Origin of the sequence: Rhodocyclus purpureus (assembly GCF_016653115.1) — a bacterium.
Classification (GTDB): domain Bacteria; phylum Pseudomonadota; class Gammaproteobacteria; order Burkholderiales; family Rhodocyclaceae; genus Rhodocyclus; species Rhodocyclus purpureus.
The window spans coordinates 1-17,557 of record NZ_NHRX01000052.1; the positions used below are offsets into that span (position 1 = coordinate 1).

Sequence of the window (17,557 nt, forward strand, 5' to 3'; positions counted from 1 at the left end):
ATGGCGCTCGACGGGCAAATTGCGTCCTGAGCGCGGGAAATGGGGCGAAAAAGGGCTGAAAAGCACGGATTCAGGGGGAAAAATCGGAAAATTGACCGATAATTTGCTTAAAAAATAGGCAATCGCGAAATTTGCGAGGCTCACCGGCTCAGATTGGCGCTTTATTCAGCGTTTCCTTAGACAGAATTCCTGTTTGCCGATACTGCGAACGAGGCTCATCGTCAATGTCAACCATCCACGGGAACTGGAGTCCAGACGGTCCAGGAAAGCTGTTCGATTCCATTCTGAGCGAACGTCTTCCGCCGGCCTTTTCTCAAAGTTTGAGACATATGCAACCTTTCCATCAGGAGGAAGCATGGCAACATTCAAATTACAACCTTGCCATCCTGCTCTTCTGCAATGCTCACCAAGGGGCGGCCTCGGTATAACAATCTCTTCGATAAGAAACCTGTTTGGGATCGCGATGACATCGCGTACAGCGTAATCAGACGTATAGCTCAATAGTACCAGGTGAGGCGCTCGTCCCGAGCGGATGATGTCCACCATGCTCTGGTAAGCGCCATCCGCAACTATCGGTCCGAAGCTTCCTCGCTTACTTTTCAGCTCAAAAGCGTCGGAACAAATCGGGCAAACGAAGTCACGGACTTTCGTGTTGTTGGGTGCCTTTGTCAGAGAATGAATGCATGCAGGGCACGATAAGTTTGATTGAACCCATTTTTCACTGAATACCCTCGCTCTCTGCGATGGGCTTTTATAGCGATCAAGGTCCATCACAAGGTAGGCTCTGAAGGCAGCTTAATTCCCGGCCAGGATGCTCATCACCGCCATGCGGACGGCGATACCGAAAGTGACCTGCGGCAGGATCACCGCCTGCGGCCCGTCGGCGACTTCGGAGGCGATCTCGACGCCGCGGTTCATCGGTCCCGGGTGCATCACGATCGCATCGGGCTTGGCCAGCGCCAGCATCGCGGGCGTCAGTCCGTAGCAGCGGAAGTATTCGCGCGCCGAGGGCAGCAGCGCGCCGTTCATGCGCTCGTTCTGCAGGCGCAGCATGATGATCACGTCGGCGTCGGCGAGGCCGCTGGCGAGGTCGTGATGGACGCGCACGCCCATCTGTTCGAGCGCCGACGGCAGCAGGGTCTGCGGGCCGACCGCGCGGATCTCGCCGGTGCCGAGCGCGACCAGTGCGTGGATGTCCGAGCGCGCGACGCGCGAGTGCAGGATGTCACCGACCACGGCCACCTTCAGCTTCGAGAAATCCTGCTTGTAGTGGCGGATGGTGAACATGTCGAGCAGGCCCTGCGTCGGGTGCGCATGGCGCCCGTCGCCGGCGTTGACCACATGCACGTCGTCGCGGCCGATGCGCTGCAGGTGCTCGGCGATCAGGTAGGGCGCACCTGACGAGGCGTGGCGGACGACGAACATGTCGGCGTGCATGGCGACCAGGTTGTCGACGGTGTCGAGCAGGGTCTCGCCCTTCGAGGTCGACGAGCGCGTCACGTCGAGATTGATGACGTCGGCCGAGAGGCGCTTGGCGGCGATCTCGAAGGTCGTCCGCGTTCGCGTCGAGTTCTCGAAGAAGATGTTGAAGACGCTCTTGCCGCGCAGGAGCGGCACCTTCTTCACGTCGCGGTTGGAGACCTCGAGGAAGCTCTGCGCGGTGTCGAGGATCTGCGTGATCACCTCGCGCGGCAGTCCGTCGGTGGACAGCAGGTGGGTCAGTTCGCCGGCGGCGTTGAGTTGCGGATTACGCATCTTGGTCGAGTCTCCAGGCTAGGCGGCCGTCGGCGTCGCTGGCGAGCACCAGTTCCTCGTCGTCGGCAAGATCGATCCGCCAGGTGCAGAAGCGCGCCTCGATCGGCAGTTCGCGGCCGCCGCGGTCGGCGAGGACGGCCAGATCGATGCGCCCCGGGCGACCGTAGTCGAACAGCTCGTTGATCGCCGCGCGCGTCGTGCGGCCGGTGTAGAGCACGTCGTCGACCAGGATCAGCGGGCGTCCCTCGACGGCGAAGGGGATCGAGGTCGGCCGCACCTGCGGGTGCAGGCCCTTCTCGCCGAAGTCGTCACGGTAGAAGGAGACGTCGACCAGGCCGATCTCCTCTTCGAGACCGAGCAGTTCGCGCAGGCGCCGCGCGACCCAGGCGCCGCCGCTGTGGATGCCGATCAGCGCCGTGTCGGGAGCAAGGTGGGGACGGATCAAGGCCGCCAGTTCGGCGCATTGCGCCTCGGCGTCGGGAAGTTCTGCGGGCAGCATGGAAGGGTTCCGGGCGGAAAAGTGACTGAAGTGGACTCAGGCGGCGCTCAGGCCGCCGGCCGGGAATCGAAGTACGACTGCAGGATGATCTGTGCGGCGACCGCGTCGATGTGCTGGCGGGCCGAGCGCGCGTCGTGGCCGCTTTCGCGCAGGAACTCGCCGGCCTCGAACGAGGAGAGGCGCTCCTCCGCGTAGTCTACCGGCAGCGCGAAGCGACCGCGCAGCTGATTGGCGAAACGCGTGCAGCGTGCGCTCATCGCGTGTGGCTCGCCGTCGAGCGAGAGCGGCATGCCGACGACCAGGTGCACCGGCTGCCATTCACGGATCAGCGCGGCGATCGCCGCGAAGCGTTCGGCGTTGGCTTCGCCCTTGATCACGGTCAAGGGATGGGCTTGGCGCAGTGTCGTTTCGCCGACGGCGACGCCGATGCGCTTCTCGCCGAAGTCGAAGGCCAGCACCGCGCCCTGCGCGGCTGCCGCCTCAGGCATGACCGGCTTCCCCGGCCAGATGGGTGAAGTCGATGCCGAGTGTCTTCATCGCCGAGTCGAGTCGCTGCTCGGCCGGCAGTTCGAAGAGGATGCGTTCCTCGGCGGGGATGGTCAGCCAGGCATTGTCGGCGAGTTCCTGCTCGAGCTGGCCGGCCGACCAGCCGGCGTAGCCGAGGGTGACGATCAGGTCGGAGGGCTCGCCGTGCTCTGCCGCCGCGTCGAGGATGTCGCGCGAACTGGTCAGCCCGACGCGATCATTGACCGCGAGCGTCGACTGCCAGTGGCCGATCGGCCGGTGCAGCACGAAGCCGCGGTCGGTATGCACCGGGCCGCCGAAATAGACGGGGCGCGCGCCGAGCGCGTCGCCCTTCGGCGGCTTGTCGAGTTTCTCGAACAGGGTGCCGAGCGCGAGGTCGGTCGGACGGTTGACGATCAGGCCGAGCGCGCCGCGCTCGTTGTGCTCGGCGACGTAGACCAGCGAACGCGCGAAGATCGGATCGCCGATCGCCGGCATCGCGATCAGGAAGTGGTCGGTGAGGTTGACGCTGTGCATGGGCGCATTCTAGCGGCGTCGCCGGCGGAGTCCAAGCGGCAGGCGGGAGCGGCCGGGGACGGAGTGCGTCCCCGGCGGACTCAGTCGCAGCCCTTGGTCGTGCAGCTGTTCTTCTGCGCGCAGCAACTGCAGCCGTCGCTGCTACGGAAGGGGCCGAGCTCGGGGTTCTGCGCCGCGAATCTGCGGTAAAGCCGGTCGACGCCGATGCCGGCGACGAGCAGCGCGAAGACCGCGGCGATGGTGGCGAGGTAGGTGCCCACGTTCAGCTGCCGACGCCGGCGAAGCCCATGAAGCCGAGCGAGAGGATGCCGGCGAGCATCAGCGTCATCGCCGTCCCCTGCATGAGGCTGGGGACTTCCGACAGCTGCAGGCGCTCGCGCACGCTGGCCATCAGTACCAGCGCCAGCGTGAAGCCCGCACCGCCGCCGAGACTGAAGGCGAGCGACTGGACGAAGTCGTACTCGCGCGCGGTCTGGAACAGCGCGACGCCGAGCACCGCGCAGTTGGTGGTGATCAGCGGCAGGAAGATGCCGAGCGCGCGGAACAGGCTGGGGCTGTGCTTCTTCAGCACCATCTCGACCAGTTGCACCGCCGAGGCGATGATCACGATGTACGAGATCAGGCGCAGGAAGTCGAGGCCGAGCGCCGACAGCAGCAGGTTGAGGCCGAAGGCGCAGAGCGAGGCGACGATCATCACGAAGGTCGTCGCCACCCCCATCGGGAAGGCCGTGCCCAGCTTGTTGGAAACGCCGAGGAACGGGCACAGCCCGAGGAACATGGCGAGGACGAAGTTGTTCGCCAGGAGCGCGCTGATGAAGATCTGTGCGGCCGAATCATGCATGTTGATGCCCCTCTGCAGGAACTGCCTTGCTGCCTTCCTTGCGTTTTGCCCACCAGGCGAAGAACATGAGCCAGCCGCCGAGGACGAAGAAGCCGCCGGGCGGCAGGACCATGATCACCCACGGCTGGAAGCTCTCGCCGAACAGCGAGATGCCGAACAGGGTGCCGTTGCCGAAGATCTCGCGTACGGTGCCGAGCGCGAGCAGGCCGATCGTGAAACCCACCCCCATGCCGGCCGCATTGATCATCGCCGGCAGCGGCGGCACTTTCGACGAGTGCGCTTCGGCGCGGCCGAGGATCACGCAGTTCACGACGATCAACTGGATGAAGGCGCCGAGCGCTTCGTACAGCGTCAGGCTGATCGCCTGGATCGCGTAATCGACGACGGTGACGAAGGTCGCGATGATGACGATGTAGGTGGCGATGCGCACCTCCTTCGGCACCACCTTGCGCAGCAGCGAGACGAGCAGGCAGGAGCAGACGAGCACGAAGGTCGTCGCCACGCCCATCGACAGCGCATTGATCGCCGAGACGGTGACCGCGAGCGTCGGGCACATGCCGAGCGCCATCACGAACACGGGGTTCTGGCGCCAGATACCCTCCATGAATTCGTCGAGGTTCTTCGCTTTGTCGAGGCTCATGGCTTATTCCTGATGAAGTCGAGATGCCCGGCGATGCGCGGCAACAGCGCCTGCGACGCGTCGTTGATGCCCTTGCCGACCGCACGCGAGGTGATCGTCGCGCCGGAGATCGCGTCGATCTGCCACGGCGCCGTCTTGGTGCCGTGCTTGACCGTCTTCACCTCGTTGGCGAGTGCGCTCATGTCCTCGTTCAAACGGACTTCGAGCGCCTTGAAGTTGGCGAGGAAGTCCTTATCGACGAGGATCTTGTCGCCGATGCCGGGGGTTTCGCGCGAGGCGACGAGGCCGAAGCCGGTGACGCACTGGCAGTCGGGAACCCACGCGAAGAGGATGCGCACGAAGTCCGAGTAGCCCTTGGCGGCACCCTCGGCGGCGATGCCGGCGAGTTGCCCCTTCTCGTCGTAGCCGGCGTAGAAGCGGATGGCGCCGGCCGGCGTCTCGCCGCTGGCGACGGTGACACCGTTGCCGGTGGCGAAATACTCGCCGATCGACTTGGCCGTCGGCAGGACCTTGAATACCGCGCGTTCGAGCGCGATGCGCTTGTTTTCCTGTACCGCCGACAGCGAGCCCTGATAGGCGCCGACGATGATCAGCCCGCACAGGGCTGCTACCAGCCCGAGCGTGCGGATCATCGGCACCGTCGGCGTGGCGGGCGCGCTGGGAGGTGTTGCTGGCGCGTTCATTGATTCACCTTCGGTTTGAAGCTGCCCTTTTCCGGGACGACGGCGTGATGCTCCTCGCGCGAGATGTAGGACGGGGTCAGCGGGTAGGTGGCACGGCGTACCTTGCTGCTGGGGCCGCGACCGAACGGGGTCGGCTGCGTGACGCGCTCGATCAGCGGCGCCGCCGCGTTGGCGATCAGGATCGCGTACATGACGCCTTCGGGCAGGCCGCTGAAGTCGCGGATCACCACCGTCAGCACGCCGATCAGCGCGCCGTAGAGCAGGGCACCCTTCGGCGTCACCGGCGAGGTCGCCATGTCGGTCGCCATGTAGATGGCGCCGAGCATGAGGCCGCCCGAGAGCAGCACGAAGCCGGGGTCGGCGAAGCGGACGGGGTCGAAGGCATGCAGCGCCCAGCCGAGCACGACCGCCGAGCCGAGCACCGCCACCGGGATGCGCCAGTCGAGGTAGCGCCGGTAGGCGAGGAACAGACCGCAGGCGAGGATCAGCAGCGGCGACGGACCGACCGCCAGGTGCCCGCCGAGCGAGGTCAGCAACTGGTCGAAACCGGCGACGACGCCCTCGAACTTGAATTGCGACAGCGGCGTCGCGCTGGCGATCGCGTCGATCTGCATCGCCTTGACCCAGGCGTCGGTCGCGGGCGGCTGCATGAACGGCAGCGCCAGTGAGGACGGGATGAACTCGCCGAAGCGGCCGGGCAGGAACGAGGGCGTGTAGCTCGCGATCGCGGTCGGGAAGGCTGCCTGCACGAAGGCCCGGCCGACCAGCGCCGGGTTGAAGACGTTGCGGCCGAGACCACCGAAGATCGACTTGCCGAGGAAGATCGCGACCAGGCCGGCGATGGCGCCCATCCACAGCGGGAATCCGGGCGGCAGCGACAGCGCCAGCAGGAGCCCGGTGATCGTCGCCGACCAGTCGCCGATGTCGCCCGACTGGCCACCGGCGCGCGTCGAGGCGCGTTCGGCGACGAGGCAGGCGCCGGTGACGACGAGGATCGACGCTGCCGCCGAGATACCGTACTGGTAGATGAAGAAGAGGCAGATCGGCAGCAGCGACAGCACCACCGTACGCATGATCGTTTCGACCGTGCGCGGGCTCTTCACGTGCGGCGCGGTGCGCAGTTCGATGCGTGCGCTCATGACGCGGCCCTTTCCCGCAGCACCTGCTTGGCGACACGGAACTGTTGTACCAGCGGGATGTTCGACGGGCAGACGTAGGTGCAGCAGCCGCATTCGAAACAGTCGCCGAGGAAGTATTGCTCGCCCATCGTCTCGTACTCGCGCTTGGCTGCGAGCATGCCGAGCTGCGACGGGTTGAGCCCCATCGGACAGGATTCGACGCACTCGCCGCACTTGATGCACGGGTAGGTCGAACGCTTCTGCCGGGATGCGAGGTCCTCGCCGCGGAAGACCAGCACGCCGGAGACGCCCTTGGTGACCGGGACGTCGAGCGAAGGCGCCGCCTGTCCCATCATCGGCCCGCCGAGGATGACCTCGCGCGACTCGGCCGGTGCGCCGACGGTGTCGAGGATGAACTGCAGCGGGGTGCCGATCGGCACGCGGTAGTCACCCGGACGCGCGACGCCGGGGCCGGTCACCGTCACCACGCGCTCGGTGAGCCCCTGTCCGCGCGGCAGCAGGCGGCCGAGCGCGGCCAGCGTGCCGACGTTGTTCACGACCATGCCGAGCGAGATCGGCAGTGCGCCGGCGGCGATCTCGACGCCGAACAGCGCCATCAGCAGCATCTTTTCCGATCCCTGCGGGTACTTGGTCGGCACCGCCTCGACGTGGATCTCGTGCTCGCTGCTGAGCAACTTGTCGCGGTCGATCGCGGCCTGGATGGCCTTGATCGCCTCGGGCTTGTTGTTCTCGACGCCGATGATCGCGCGCACCGCGCCGGTGGCACGCAGCCCGTAGTGGATGCCGGCGATCAGGTCGTCGGCGTGCTCGACCATCAGGCGATGGTCACAGGTCAGGTAGGGCTCGCACTCGCAGCCATTGACCACCAGCGTGTGCGCCTTCGCCTGCTTCGGCACCGACAGCTTGGCGTGCGTCGGGAAGGCGGCACCGCCCAGCCCGACCATGCCGGTATCCCAGATCGCCTGCAGGATTTCCTGGCCGCTCGCCGTCGACAGGTCGCGCGGCTGCGCCCACAGGTCTTCCTGGCTGGCGCCCGGATGGGTCCTGATGACGATGGACTGGGTCCACGGTCCGCGCGCACTCGGGCGCAGTTCGATCGCTTCGACGACGCCGGTGACCGGCGCGTGGTGCGGCACCGACAGCCAGTCTTCGGCGAGCGCGAGTGGTTGCCCGCGTACGACTTCCTGGCCGACGCGGACGACGACGCGCGGCGGCTTGCCGATGTGCTGCGACACGGGGACGACGACCTGCGGCGGGAAAGGCAGGCGGCGGATCGGCAGGTCCGCCGTCAGCTTCTGTGCCGGCGGGTGAATGCCGCGCTCGAAGACCTCGCCGCGAATGTAGGAGGATATTTTCATGGTGTGCTCTGTGGCCGCGACGGCGCGCGCCGGGAGGCCTTTCGGCCTGCCCCGGCGCCCGCCGCCGCAGTGCTCCGCGTCAGTTCATCCCGGCTTCAGTTGAACTTCGCCGCGCGCGCGATCAGCTTCTCGACGCCCGGTTCGCTCTTGTTCCACGGCGTTCCCGGATGGATGCAGCTGGCGGTGCACTTCTCGGCGGCCTTGACGATGTCGGCGAACTTCGCTCCCTTGGCGTCGATCACGACGGCCTGGTTCTGGTCGTTGTAGGCGAACACCTTCGGCGCGATGTTGATGCACTCGTCGCAGGCCGTGCAGTCGGGACTATCGACCCAGACCGCCTCGTAGCCATCGGCGGCAGGCGCAGCCGCAGGGGCTGCCGCCGGTGCCGCAGCGGCGGCGGCCGGGGCAGCCGCGACCGGAGCGGCAGCAAGCGCTTCGCCGGAGACACCGAGGCTGGCCGTGATGCGGGCGACCAGGTCGGCGCGCACCTCGGCGGCGATCGCTGCCGGATCGACGGCTTCGACCGGCTTGGCAGCGACGTCCTTCAGCTGGCGCCAGAACTGCAGGCGTTCCTCGGTGGCGAGGACCAGTTCCTCGGCGACCAGGAGGCGCGTCAGCTGGTTCTTGCGGTCGACACCCCAGATGAACGGGAAGCGGCCTTCGCGTTCCTCGGCCGGCAGTTCGAGGAAGTCGGCGAGCTGGATCATGTCGCCGTTCCAGGTTTCCTGCGGCGCGCGCTTGAACTGCTTGGCGAAGCGCGCTTCGGTGGCGGCGAAGTCGGCGAAGGTCATCGGCAGCGTCAGCGACTGTTCGTTGCCCTTCGGGTCGAGGTAGCGCAGCTTGTAGGTCGGCCAGTCGGTGTCCATCGACGGGTTGCCTTCGAGGCTGACGCACTCGCTGAAGGTGGTGCCGAGGTCCGGGTCGAACTTGAACAGCGGGTAGGCGCGGCCTTCGACGGCGAGCTTGCTCTGCGCGGTGGCACGGTCGTCGCCGACGCCGTGTTCGGGCGGGCAGACGGCGTAGATGTTGAACAGCGCCGGACGACGGCTGTTGAGACCGTCGATGAAGCCTTCGAGCAGGTGGTTCACGTTGCCGATGGTGCTCTGCATCACGTAGGCGGTGCGGTGCGCCATGCCGATCAGGGAGATTTCCTTGCGCGCTTCGCTCTTGCCCTTCTTCGCCTTGCCGAACGGCGCCATGTCGGAGACCTGGCTGATGAAGCCCGAGGTACAGGCCTGGCCACCGGTGTTCGAGTACACCTGCGTGTCGACGACCAGCACCTTGACCGGCATGCCCGACATCAGCGCGCGCGACAGGTTCTGGAAGCCGATGTCGTACATCGCGCCGTCACCGCCGACGCTGACGACCGGCGGGCAGAGGTGCCATTCTTCCTCGCTGAACTGGTCCCAGGTGAAGCGCTTGAAGAAGTCGTCGTGCTTCTCGGGCGAGTACTCGCCGGCGAGCTCGAGCTCGGCCATACGCACGGCCTTGAAGCCTTCGGCCATCTTCGCCATGTGACCTTCGAACAGGCCCATCGCCACCGACGGCGAGTCCTGGAAGAGGTGCGAGGTCCACGGGAAGGGGTAGGGGTGGTAGGGGTAGGTCGACGCCCACACCGAGGTGCAGCCGGTGGCGTTGACGATGCCCATCTCGGCACGGCCGCGCTTGGTCGGGCCTTCGACGTAGCGCCAGCGCAGGTCCTTCAGCTTTTCGAGCAGTTGCGCGACCGAGCGCACCCACTGCGGGTCGAGCGGGCGCGAGGGCTTGTCGGCCATCACCTTGGACGACAACTCGGCCAGGGTCAGGTCGCGGTCGCGCGTCGCTTCGACGGCGGCGACCATCGCCGCGGTGTCGGCGATGTCGATCGACTCGGTCAGCTTCATGCGCACGTGCTTTTCGAGGCGGTCGATCAGGTCGTCGATCTTGGCGACGAAGGACTTGACGCGCGGCTGCATCAGCGCGGTGACGGTCGAGGTGAACAGGTGGATCGCGGTCTTCTCACCGCAGCCCAGGCAGGCGCCGTCGCCGCAGCTCATCGAGTTGTAGTTGCGCTTGTCGAGCAGCAGCGTGTCGAGCGCGCCGATCTTCTCGTCGAGACTGTCGATGCGCGAGAACTGCTGCGGCGTCGTCGGCAGGTCGAGCCAGACGCCCCAGTCCTTCTTCATCTTCGCGACCGTCTCTTCGGTCTGCGTCGTCATCTTCAGCGCGTCGTCCTCGCAGACCTGGACGCACAGGCCACAGGCCTTGCAGGTGTAGGGGTTGACGGTGATCGAGAAGAGGCCGCCACTGCCCTTGGCCTTCTTCTCCAGCTGCGACCAGTACGGCTTGGTCGCGGAGAACTTGAAGTCGCCGACCTGCTCGGACAGCCAGCCGAGTTCCTCGGCGGTCTTGGCGCGCTCGCTCTCGGGCGCCTCGGCGACGGTCGCGGCGATGGCCTTGGCCAGCGCTTCATTGACGCGCACGCCGTCACCGGTGATCAGCTCGCGCAGCTTCTTCTCGACCGTGCGCACGGCACGGCGCAGGAAGCGGGTCGGCTGGCCGCCGTTCTCGATGCGGCCGATGGCGGTGGCGAAGACGTCGCCGACCGTCGACACGAGTCCGGGGATGGCGCTGTCCGGGCACTGCGTGTAGCACTTGCCGCAGGCGGTACAGTTCTCGGCGATCCACTCGGGCTGCTCGAAGCGGATGCCGGTCATGTCGCGGAAGACGCCGGTCGAGGCGGGCATCACCGACATGCCGATGAACGGGTCGACCAGGTTGTCGCTACCGCGGCCGGTCTGGTAGAAGTAGCCGGTCTGCTCCCAGAAGCGGTGGATGTCGACCTGCTTGCCTTCGCCCTGCGGGATTTCCTTCAACATCACCGGCAGGCCGACTTCCTTGGTCACCGCGCCCTTGCGCGTGACGCCGACGACCTTGTCGGTGATCTCCTTCAGTTCGTGGAAGCCGCGCTCGACCACGCGCAGGTTGTTGGCGACGACGCTCGCGCCCTTGCCACCGAACTTGGCCTTCAGCTGGTCCTCGATCGCCTTGAACAGCGTCGCTTCGCTCAGGTTGGCGTTCTTCATCACCGGGCTGGCGGCAAAGAAGGCGCCCTGGAAGGCGATGCCCTGCATGCGCAGCATCAGTTCGGCGCTGCCGGCTTCCTCACGTGCGACCTGGAAGGCGTCGATATAGAAGACGTGGATGTCGTTGTCGACGATCTGCTTCTGTGCCCACAGCGGGAAGCTCGCCCAGGTCTCGTCGCCGAGGTTGGACTGGATGATGAAGGTGCCGCCCTTCTTCAGGCCGGCGAGCGGGTTGCTGTGGCCGAACACCGCCGGGTCGGGCGAGAGGACGACGTCGACGAACAGGTATTCGCTGTTGACGCGGATCGGTTCCGGCGCCGCCGACAGGTAATAGGTGGTCGGCTGGCCCTTCTTCTCGGAGCCGTACTTCGGGTTGGCCTTGATGTCATAGCCGAGCAGTTCGAACAGCGTCACCGCGAGGTTCTTGCCGGTGGTGATCGCGCCCCAGCCGCCGATCGAGTGCATGCGCACGGTGATCGCGCCCTTCGGCAGCAGGTTCGGGTTCTCCGAACCGCGCACGGCGAGTTCCTTGATGCGCGGGTAGGCGGCGGCGAGTTCCTGCTGGTGGATCTCGTCCTTCGGGTTGAGCGGGTCGCGCTGGAAGTCGACCGACAGGTAGAAGAACTTGCGGCGTTCGCCGGCTTCGAGCATGTTCTCGACGGCGCCGATCATCGCTTCCGGCTGCATGTCGCGCGAGCCGAGGCCGTAGCAGCCCGAGTACAGGCGCGGCATGTCGCCCTGGCCGTAGGAGGCGTAGTCGGCATAAACCGGGTTGTTCGGCGACATGCCGTTCTCGACGCACTTGACCACCGTCGCGCGCACTTCACGCATCAGCGGCAGGTCTTCGGACAGCGGCTGGTCGGTGCGCTCGAGTACGGCGACGCCCTTCTTGCCACGCAGGATGTGGCCGAGCAGGTCGCCTGGGAAGGGGCGGAACATGGTGATGTTGACGACACCGACCTTGATCTCGCGCGTCTCGCGCAGGTAGTCGGCGACCGCCTCGGCCTGGACGATCATCGAGCCCATGCCGACGATCAGGTAGTCGGCGTCGGCGACGCGGTAGGTTGAGATGCGGTTGTAGCGGCGGCCGGTCAGCTCGGCGTATTCGGCCATGCACTGTTCGGAGATCTCGCTGATGTGCGCGAAGAAGTACGGGCGCTGCGCGGCGACCGCCTGCATGTAGGCGTCCTGGTTCTGCACGACACCGGAGACGAGCGGCGCGTCGACATCCCACAGCGAGGGGATGCGGCGGCGCTTCGGACCGTAGATCATCTGTTGCGCCGGGGTCGGCGTGTCGATGATGTCGTCGGGACGGCCGAGGAACTCGGCGACCAGCTCACGCTCGGGCAGGAGCGCCGACTCGATCAGGTGCGTGGTCAGGAAGCCGTCCTGGCCGACGATCGCCGGCGTCAGCGACAGCTCGGCGGTCTTGCGCGCGATCAGGTTGAGGTCGGCGGCTTCCTGGGCGTTCTTCGCCATCACCTGGATGAAGCCGGTGTCGTCGACGCAGTGGTAGTCGTCGTGGCTGCAGTGAACGTTGAGCGAGGCCTTGGTGATCGCGCGGCAGCCCATGTTGAGCACGTAGGGCAGGCGCTTGCCGACGGCGCCGTAGAGCGACTCGTGCATGAAGGCGACGCCCTGCGCCGACGAGAAGTTGACCGCACGCAGGCCGGTCATCGCCATGCCGGCGGTGACGCCCGCGGCGGCGTGCTCGGACTCGGGTTCGACGAAGATCAGCGGCCGTTCGGAGACATTGAGGTGGCCGGCGGCGGCTTCCTCGGCCCAGTATTCGCCCATCTGCGTCGAGGGCGTGATCGGGTAGGCACCGGCGGCGTCGGAGGCCTCGCGCTCGACATGGATCACTGCGGTGTTGCCGTCGACGGCGTCGCGCACGCCGGGGTACTTCACCGTCTGCCCTTCCTGCGGCGCGGACGTCCCGTTTTCGGGCGACGAGAATTGGAAGAGTTTCTTCAACATGGCTTGGTTTCTCCGGATCAATGAATGCGGTGCGCGGCCGTGTCAGCGGCCGTGGCGACGGCGGGCGCAAGGGCGCCGGCCGCGGCGGGTGTTTGGGGAGTGGCGCGCGCAGACTGGGCGCGCGCGGGCGACAGCGGTCATCGGGAGGCTCACGAGCTGAGCACTGGCAGCGCTTCCTTGCGCAGGATCTTGTAGGCCGCCTTGCCCTTGATCGCGACGTTCGGGTTCTCGAACCAGACGATGGCGCCGGTCGCGCAGCGGTCGATCGCCGAACGCTCGGCCTTCTCCATCAGCGACCGATCGATCACCGCGAGGTTGTTCTGCAGCCGGATCAGGTCGGGTGCGGCGTCGACGACACACTTGCCGCAGGCGGTGCAGGCGACCTCGCAGGCGGCCTCGGCGGTTTCGCCATCGGCGTGGTTCTTGCAGTTGATCCACAGCTTGTTGGCGGCCGGCTCGATCGAGAAGAGGCCCTTCGGGCACGCTTCGACGCAGTCGTTGCAGGCCGTGCATTTGTCGGCGTCGACCACCGGCAGGCCGTACTGGTTGAGCGAGAGCGCGCCGAACTTGCAGACGGTGACACAGTCACCGAGCCCGAGGCAGCCCCAGGCGCATTCCTTGCCGCCGCCGCCGACCACGGCAGCCGCGCGACAGGTCTTCAGTCCCGAATACTGGGCGCGCAGGTAGGCGACGTGGCGCCCGCCGCCGCAGGCGAGACGGGCGACCTTGCGCTCGATGCTGCCGGCCTCGACGCCGATCAGGCTGGCGATCGCCTCGCGCGCATCGGGCGAACTGACCGTGCACTGGGCGGGAATGACCTCGCCGTTGACCGCGAGCTCGGCGAAGGCGCGGCAGCCAGCGTAGCCGCAGGCACCACAGTTCGACTTCGGCAGCAGGTCCTCGACCTCGCCGATGCGCGGGTCTTCCCAGACATAGAGTTTACGATTGGCGGCCGCCAGGACGCCGGCGAGTGCGATGCCGAGCACTGCCATGAACACGCCCGCCACTGCCAGGGTTGATGCATTTTCCATTACGCGCTCCACCCCCGACGGATCGGGTCGGGGTCATGTGTCTCGTGAACGACGAGTGCCTCGATCGCCACGGCCAAGCGCAGCTCGCCCGGCCGGGAAGGACGGAGGTGCTGAAGCTGGCTGTTGTCTGCGAACTTGCCCGGGATCGGTGTCCGCGTCCTTTGGGGTGCGGGCCACGAGGCCGGTCACGGCGCGGCCGGAGGTCTGGTCCGGCCTGCATGGCGGGACGCGGCTTGCTGCGTCCCGGGGTTGATGCGCGCAAGAGTCTGGTGGCCCTTGAGCGTTCGTGAGATCCGCATTATAGGAACTTTGCCGCGTCGCAACAACCCGCCAGATTGCTCGGGTTTAGCCCCACGACAGCAACATGCCGCACGCCGTCATCGAGGTGATTGTAGCAGCATATTTGTACAGTATGCGCTTCACTGCAGCTTCCCGGGCGCGGCGCCAAGTGGTTGAGAATGATTGACAATAAGCCGGCTGCAGGCGACCGCCAGAGCCGCCGGAGTCCTGCCTTTTTGTGTAAATGTGTTGTCTTTGTTGTGGCGCCCTCGCACGTGCCCGGGCAGTCGTCCGGCGGCGCCGGCCTGGGCAGGGGGGCTGCCGCCGGCGTCGCAATGGTCAATAATGGCGGCTGTTCACTTGCTGCTGCCGAAATGTTCGACTCCATCCTCGTCTGGTTCCGTCGCGATCTGCGCGACGAGGACAATGCCGCGCTCGCCGAGGCCTTGCGCCGCGCCCGTCGCGTGCATTGCGTCTTCGTCTTCGATCGCGAAATCCTCGACCGCCTGCCGCGGCGCGACGACCGTCGCGTCGAGTTCATCCACCAGAGCGTCGCCGAACTCGGCGAGGTGCTGCGCGCGCGCGGCGGCGGGCTGATCGTCCGCCACGCGGTGGCGCGCACCGAGATTCCGCGGCTCGCGCGCGAACTCGGCGTCGACGCGGTTTTCGCCAACCGCGACTACGAGCCCGCCGCCAAGCAACGCGACGCCGAGGTGGCGCGCGAACTCGCCGCTGCCGGGATCGGCTTCGAGGACTTCAAGGACCAGGTGGTGTTCGACGGCGCCGAAGTGCTGACGCAGTCCGGGCGCCCGTACACGGTGTTCACGCCCTACCGCAACGCCTGGCTGAAGCGTCTTGCCGAGGACGACCTGGCGCCCGCCGACGGCGCCGGCGGTGGCGTCCTGCAGCCGGTGCCGCCGCACCTGGCCGGCTTGCCGACGCTCGCAGAGCTCGGCTTCGCGCCGACTGGTCTCGCCGCGCTCGGCATCCGCTGCGGGATGAGCGGCGCGCGCGCGACGCTCGACGAGTTCCGCAACCGCCTCGGCCGTTACCACGAGCAGCGCGACTTTCCGGCCGTGCGTGGCGTCTCCTACCTGTCGGTGCATCTGCGCTTCGGCACGGTGTCGATCCGCCGGCTGGCGGCACTCGCCAACGCCGCGCGCCTCGCTGCAGGTGCCGATGCCGAGGGGGCCCGCGTCTGGCTCGGCGAACTCATCTGGCGCGACTTCTACTTCATGATCCTCGACCGTTTCCCCCACGTCGTCGGCCGTTCGTTCAAGCCCGAGTACGACGTGGTCGTCTGGGAGGAGGGCGAAGTCGCCGACGCGAACTTCCGCGCGTGGTGCGAGGGGCGCACCGGCTATCCGCTGGTGGACGCGGCGATGCGCCAGCTGGCGCGCAGCGGCTACATGCACAACCGCCTGCGCATGGTCGTCGCCTCCTTCCTGTGCAAGGACCTCGGCATCGACTGGCGGCGCGGCGAGGCCTTCTTCGCCGAGCACCTGAACGACTTCGACCTTGCCGCCAACAACGGCGGCTGGCAGTGGTCGGCGTCGACCGGCTGCGATGCGCAGCCGTGGTTCCGCATCTTCAATCCGGTGACGCAGTCGGAGCGCTTCGATCCCGCCGGCTGCTTCATCCGCCGCTATCTCCCCGAGCTGGCCAATCTGCCCGACCGCCACATCCACGCCCCCTGGCTGCTTCCCGCCGCCGAGCAGCGCGCCTGTTCGGTCGTCATCGGTCGCGATTATCCGGCGCCGCTCGTCGACCATGCGCTGGCCCGCACGCGCACGCTGGCGCGCTACGGCGTGGTCAAGGGCGCGGCGGATGCGGCCCCGGCACGCTGATCCACTTTCTCCAGCAAACCACCCTTTCAGGAACAGGCTGTGAATACGAGCACTCCCACCCCTTCCGATTCACTTTCGCTCCGGCAGATGACGATGACGCTGCTGATGACCCCCGACATGGCCAACTTCTCGGGCAACGTCCACGGCGGCATCGTCCTCAAGCTGCTCGACCAGGTCGCCTACGCCTGCGCCAGCCGCTACGCCGGCAAGTACGTCGTCACCCTGTCGGTCGACCAGGTGATGTTCCGCCAGCCGATCCACGTCGGCGAGATGGTGACCTTCCTCGCTTCGGTCAACTACGTCGGCAAGACCTCGATGGAGATCGGCGTCAAGGTCATCACCGAGAACATCCGCACGCATACGGTGCGCCACGCCAACAGCTGCTTCTTCACGATGGTCGCGGTCGACGACGACGGCAAGCCCTGCCTCGTCCCCTCCTTCTCGCCGTCGACGCCGGACGAGAAGCGGCGTTTCGAGTCGGCGAAGATGCGGCGCGAGCTGCGCCAGGAGTTCGAACAGCGCAACCAGGCGGTCAAGGCGCACTACCTGGAGCAGAACGCCTGATGTCGCTGCGCCTCAATCCGGGGAAGCTCCTGCTCAGCAAATGGACTGCGGTCGAGGTGCGCGACAAGGAAAAGCATTTCATCGTCACCCGCCTCGTCGAGCCCGCCGACCCGGGCTCGCCCTTGCGCGAGGTCGAGCTCGAGGCGGTTTACTCGCGCCGCAGCCGTATCCTGCCATGGCGCGAGCTGTGCGACCCGACGCGCTGGCGGCAGGGCTGGCGGTGAGCGGCGAAGGCGTCTTCGCCGCTGGCAGGCTCACTTGCGGGTAGTCGCCTTGGTGAAGGCGTCGATGTTGGCCTGGGCGCCCTCGGCGAACTGCTTGCCGATGTTGTTGAGGTTGGCGAAGGCGGCGCTGGCGGCAGCAATCGCGTTCTGCAGCGGCGCGATGTGCTCGTAGCCGGCGGGGGCCGCCTTGGCTGCCTGCTGGAACATGCCGACGAAGGTCTGCTGGAAGGCGCCCAACTGCGCCTCGAACAGCTTGCTCATCTCCTGCTGCGTCTGCGCCGAGATGGCGTAGAGCGAACGCGAGTAGTCGGTTGCCCGCTCGATGTTCGGTTGCAACAGCGACGTCTGGGCGGAGAGGGCTGCCTGCGGATCCTTCGCCGCCATGACCGCCCGGGTGCCGCTGGCGGTATCCTCCAGGGCGGCGCGGGCGGCGCTGAGGTTCAGGTTGGTGATGCGCTCGGCGGAAGCGAGCGCCGTGCTGGCGACCGCCATCAGTGCATCGACCGCCGCCTGGTTGGCAGCGACGAATTGTTCGGTATCGGTGTTCATGAGCGTTCCCTTTGCAGGTTTGAGATCGCGCTCCCTGCGCTGCAGGGAGCCCCGGTCGTGCTGAA

17 protein-coding genes are annotated in these 17,557 nt (G+C 66.7%); 3 read left to right on the forward strand and 14 right to left on the reverse strand.

Annotation, left to right across the window (positions count from 1 at the left end; translation table 11 throughout):
* Nucleotides 1–165 precede the first annotated feature (165 nt).
* From CCR84_RS16915 to CCR84_RS10480, 13 genes are all read right to left on the reverse strand, one after another.
* Nucleotides 166–771, reverse strand: a complete 606-nt coding sequence (locus tag CCR84_RS16915; protein WP_201211978.1) for a DpnI domain-containing protein — start codon at nt 769–771, stop codon at nt 166–168.
* Between the two features lie 24 nt (nt 772–795).
* Complete coding sequence (locus CCR84_RS10425) at nt 796–1,755, reverse strand: aspartate carbamoyltransferase catalytic subunit (RefSeq protein ID WP_201211979.1); 960 nt, start codon at nt 1,753–1,755, stop codon at nt 796–798.
* Nucleotides 1,748–2,254, reverse strand: a complete 507-nt coding sequence (gene pyrR, locus CCR84_RS10430) for a bifunctional pyr operon transcriptional regulator/uracil phosphoribosyltransferase PyrR (protein WP_201211981.1) — start codon at nt 2,252–2,254, stop codon at nt 1,748–1,750. Before pyrR ends, CCR84_RS10425 begins: the two co-directional genes overlap by 8 nt.
* A 47-nt stretch (nt 2,255–2,301) precedes the next feature.
* A complete protein-coding gene (ruvX, locus tag CCR84_RS10435) occupies nt 2,302–2,742 on the reverse strand; it encodes a Holliday junction resolvase RuvX (RefSeq protein ID WP_201211983.1) in 441 nt (146 codons plus the stop codon).
* Entirely contained in the window at nt 2,735–3,295 is a 561-nt protein-coding gene (locus CCR84_RS10440; protein WP_201211985.1) for a YqgE/AlgH family protein, read from the reverse strand. Before CCR84_RS10440 ends, ruvX begins: the two co-directional genes overlap by 8 nt.
* Nucleotides 3,296–3,375: 80 nt before the next feature.
* Entirely contained in the window at nt 3,376–3,555 is a 180-nt protein-coding gene (locus CCR84_RS10445) for a hypothetical protein (protein WP_201211987.1), read from the reverse strand.
* Between the two features lie 2 nt (nt 3,556–3,557).
* Nucleotides 3,558–4,136, reverse strand: a complete 579-nt coding sequence (locus tag CCR84_RS10450) for an electron transport complex protein RnfA (protein ID WP_201211989.1) — start codon at nt 4,134–4,136, stop codon at nt 3,558–3,560.
* On the reverse strand, nt 4,129–4,776 hold the full coding sequence (gene rsxE / locus CCR84_RS10455) for an electron transport complex subunit RsxE (protein WP_242508666.1): 648 nt from the start codon (nt 4,774–4,776) through the stop codon (nt 4,129–4,131). Before rsxE ends, CCR84_RS10450 begins: the two co-directional genes overlap by 8 nt.
* The gene (locus CCR84_RS10460) at nt 4,773–5,459 is read right to left on the reverse strand and encodes an RnfABCDGE type electron transport complex subunit G (protein WP_201211992.1); all 687 of its coding nucleotides are present in this window, start codon (nt 5,457–5,459) and stop codon (nt 4,773–4,775) included. Before CCR84_RS10460 ends, rsxE begins: the two co-directional genes overlap by 4 nt.
* Nucleotides 5,456–6,598 (reverse strand): RnfABCDGE type electron transport complex subunit D, encoded by a 1,143-nt coding sequence (locus CCR84_RS10465; protein ID WP_201211995.1) that lies wholly within the window; start codon nt 6,596–6,598, stop codon nt 5,456–5,458. The genes CCR84_RS10460 and CCR84_RS10465 overlap by 4 nt, the downstream gene beginning before the upstream one ends.
* On the reverse strand, nt 6,595–7,956 hold the full coding sequence (gene rsxC / locus CCR84_RS10470; RefSeq protein WP_201211997.1) for an electron transport complex subunit RsxC: 1,362 nt from the start codon (nt 7,954–7,956) through the stop codon (nt 6,595–6,597). Before rsxC ends, CCR84_RS10465 begins: the two co-directional genes overlap by 4 nt.
* Nucleotides 7,957–8,051: 95 nt before the next feature.
* The gene (locus tag CCR84_RS10475; protein ID WP_201211999.1) at nt 8,052–12,998 is read right to left on the reverse strand and encodes a 2-oxoacid:acceptor oxidoreductase family protein; all 4,947 of its coding nucleotides are present in this window, start codon (nt 12,996–12,998) and stop codon (nt 8,052–8,054) included.
* Between the two features lie 149 nt (nt 12,999–13,147).
* On the reverse strand, nt 13,148–14,029 hold the full coding sequence (locus tag CCR84_RS10480; protein WP_201212001.1) for an RnfABCDGE type electron transport complex subunit B: 882 nt from the start codon (nt 14,027–14,029) through the stop codon (nt 13,148–13,150).
* Nucleotides 14,030–14,682: 653 nt separating this feature from the next.
* Here CCR84_RS10480 and CCR84_RS10485 point away from each other — a divergent pair.
* From CCR84_RS10485 to CCR84_RS10495, 3 genes are all read left to right on the forward strand, one after another.
* Nucleotides 14,683–16,155: a cryptochrome/photolyase family protein gene (locus CCR84_RS10485; protein ID WP_201212003.1), complete on the forward strand. Its 1,473-nt coding sequence runs from the start codon at nt 14,683–14,685 to the stop codon at nt 16,153–16,155.
* A 93-nt stretch (nt 16,156–16,248) separates the two neighbouring features.
* Nucleotides 16,249–16,719: an acyl-CoA thioesterase gene (locus CCR84_RS10490; protein WP_274610802.1), complete on the forward strand. Its 471-nt coding sequence runs from the start codon at nt 16,249–16,251 to the stop codon at nt 16,717–16,719.
* Nucleotides 16,719–16,943: a TIGR02450 family Trp-rich protein gene (locus CCR84_RS10495; RefSeq protein WP_201212005.1), complete on the forward strand. Its 225-nt coding sequence runs from the start codon at nt 16,719–16,721 to the stop codon at nt 16,941–16,943. Before CCR84_RS10490 ends, CCR84_RS10495 begins: the two co-directional genes overlap by 1 nt.
* A 30-nt stretch (nt 16,944–16,973) precedes the next feature.
* Here the strand turns inward: CCR84_RS10495 and CCR84_RS10500 are convergent, their stop codons facing one another.
* A complete protein-coding gene (locus CCR84_RS10500; RefSeq protein ID WP_201212007.1) occupies nt 16,974–17,492 on the reverse strand; it encodes a phasin family protein in 519 nt (172 codons plus the stop codon).
* Between the last annotated feature and the right edge of the window lie 65 nt (nt 17,493–17,557).

Excerpts from the sequence above, each read along its gene's own strand:
- CCR84_RS16915 (WP_201211978.1), bottom strand. The coding sequence starts at position 771 with ATGGACCTTGATCGCTATAAAAGCCCATCGCAGAGAGCGAGGGTATTC.
- CCR84_RS10425 (WP_201211979.1), bottom strand. The coding sequence starts at position 1,755 with ATGCGTAATCCGCAACTCAACGCCGCCGGCGAACTGACCCACCTGCTG.
- pyrR (WP_201211981.1), bottom strand. The coding sequence starts at position 2,254 with ATGCTGCCCGCAGAACTTCCCGACGCCGAGGCGCAATGCGCCGAACTG.
- ruvX (WP_201211983.1), bottom strand. The coding sequence starts at position 2,742 with ATGCCTGAGGCGGCAGCCGCGCAGGGCGCGGTGCTGGCCTTCGACTTC.
- CCR84_RS10440 (WP_201211985.1), bottom strand. The coding sequence starts at position 3,295 with ATGCACAGCGTCAACCTCACCGACCACTTCCTGATCGCGATGCCGGCG.
- CCR84_RS10450 (WP_201211989.1), bottom strand. The coding sequence starts at position 4,136 with ATGCATGATTCGGCCGCACAGATCTTCATCAGCGCGCTCCTGGCGAAC.
- rsxE (WP_242508666.1), bottom strand. The coding sequence starts at position 4,776 with ATGAGCCTCGACAAAGCGAAGAACCTCGACGAATTCATGGAGGGTATC.
- CCR84_RS10460 (WP_201211992.1), bottom strand. The coding sequence starts at position 5,459 with ATGAACGCGCCAGCAACACCTCCCAGCGCGCCCGCCACGCCGACGGTG.
- CCR84_RS10465 (WP_201211995.1), bottom strand. The coding sequence starts at position 6,598 with ATGAGCGCACGCATCGAACTGCGCACCGCGCCGCACGTGAAGAGCCCG.
- rsxC (WP_201211997.1), bottom strand. The coding sequence starts at position 7,956 with ATGAAAATATCCTCCTACATTCGCGGCGAGGTCTTCGAGCGCGGCATT.
- CCR84_RS10475 (WP_201211999.1), bottom strand. The coding sequence starts at position 12,998 with ATGTTGAAGAAACTCTTCCAATTCTCGTCGCCCGAAAACGGGACGTCC.
- CCR84_RS10480 (WP_201212001.1), bottom strand. The coding sequence starts at position 14,029 with ATGGAAAATGCATCAACCCTGGCAGTGGCGGGCGTGTTCATGGCAGTG.
- CCR84_RS10485 (WP_201212003.1), top strand. The coding sequence starts at position 14,683 with ATGTTCGACTCCATCCTCGTCTGGTTCCGTCGCGATCTGCGCGACGAG.
- CCR84_RS10490 (WP_274610802.1), top strand. The coding sequence starts at position 16,249 with ATGACGCTGCTGATGACCCCCGACATGGCCAACTTCTCGGGCAACGTC.
- CCR84_RS10495 (WP_201212005.1), top strand. The coding sequence starts at position 16,719 with ATGTCGCTGCGCCTCAATCCGGGGAAGCTCCTGCTCAGCAAATGGACT.
- CCR84_RS10500 (WP_201212007.1), bottom strand. The coding sequence starts at position 17,492 with ATGAACACCGATACCGAACAATTCGTCGCTGCCAACCAGGCGGCGGTC.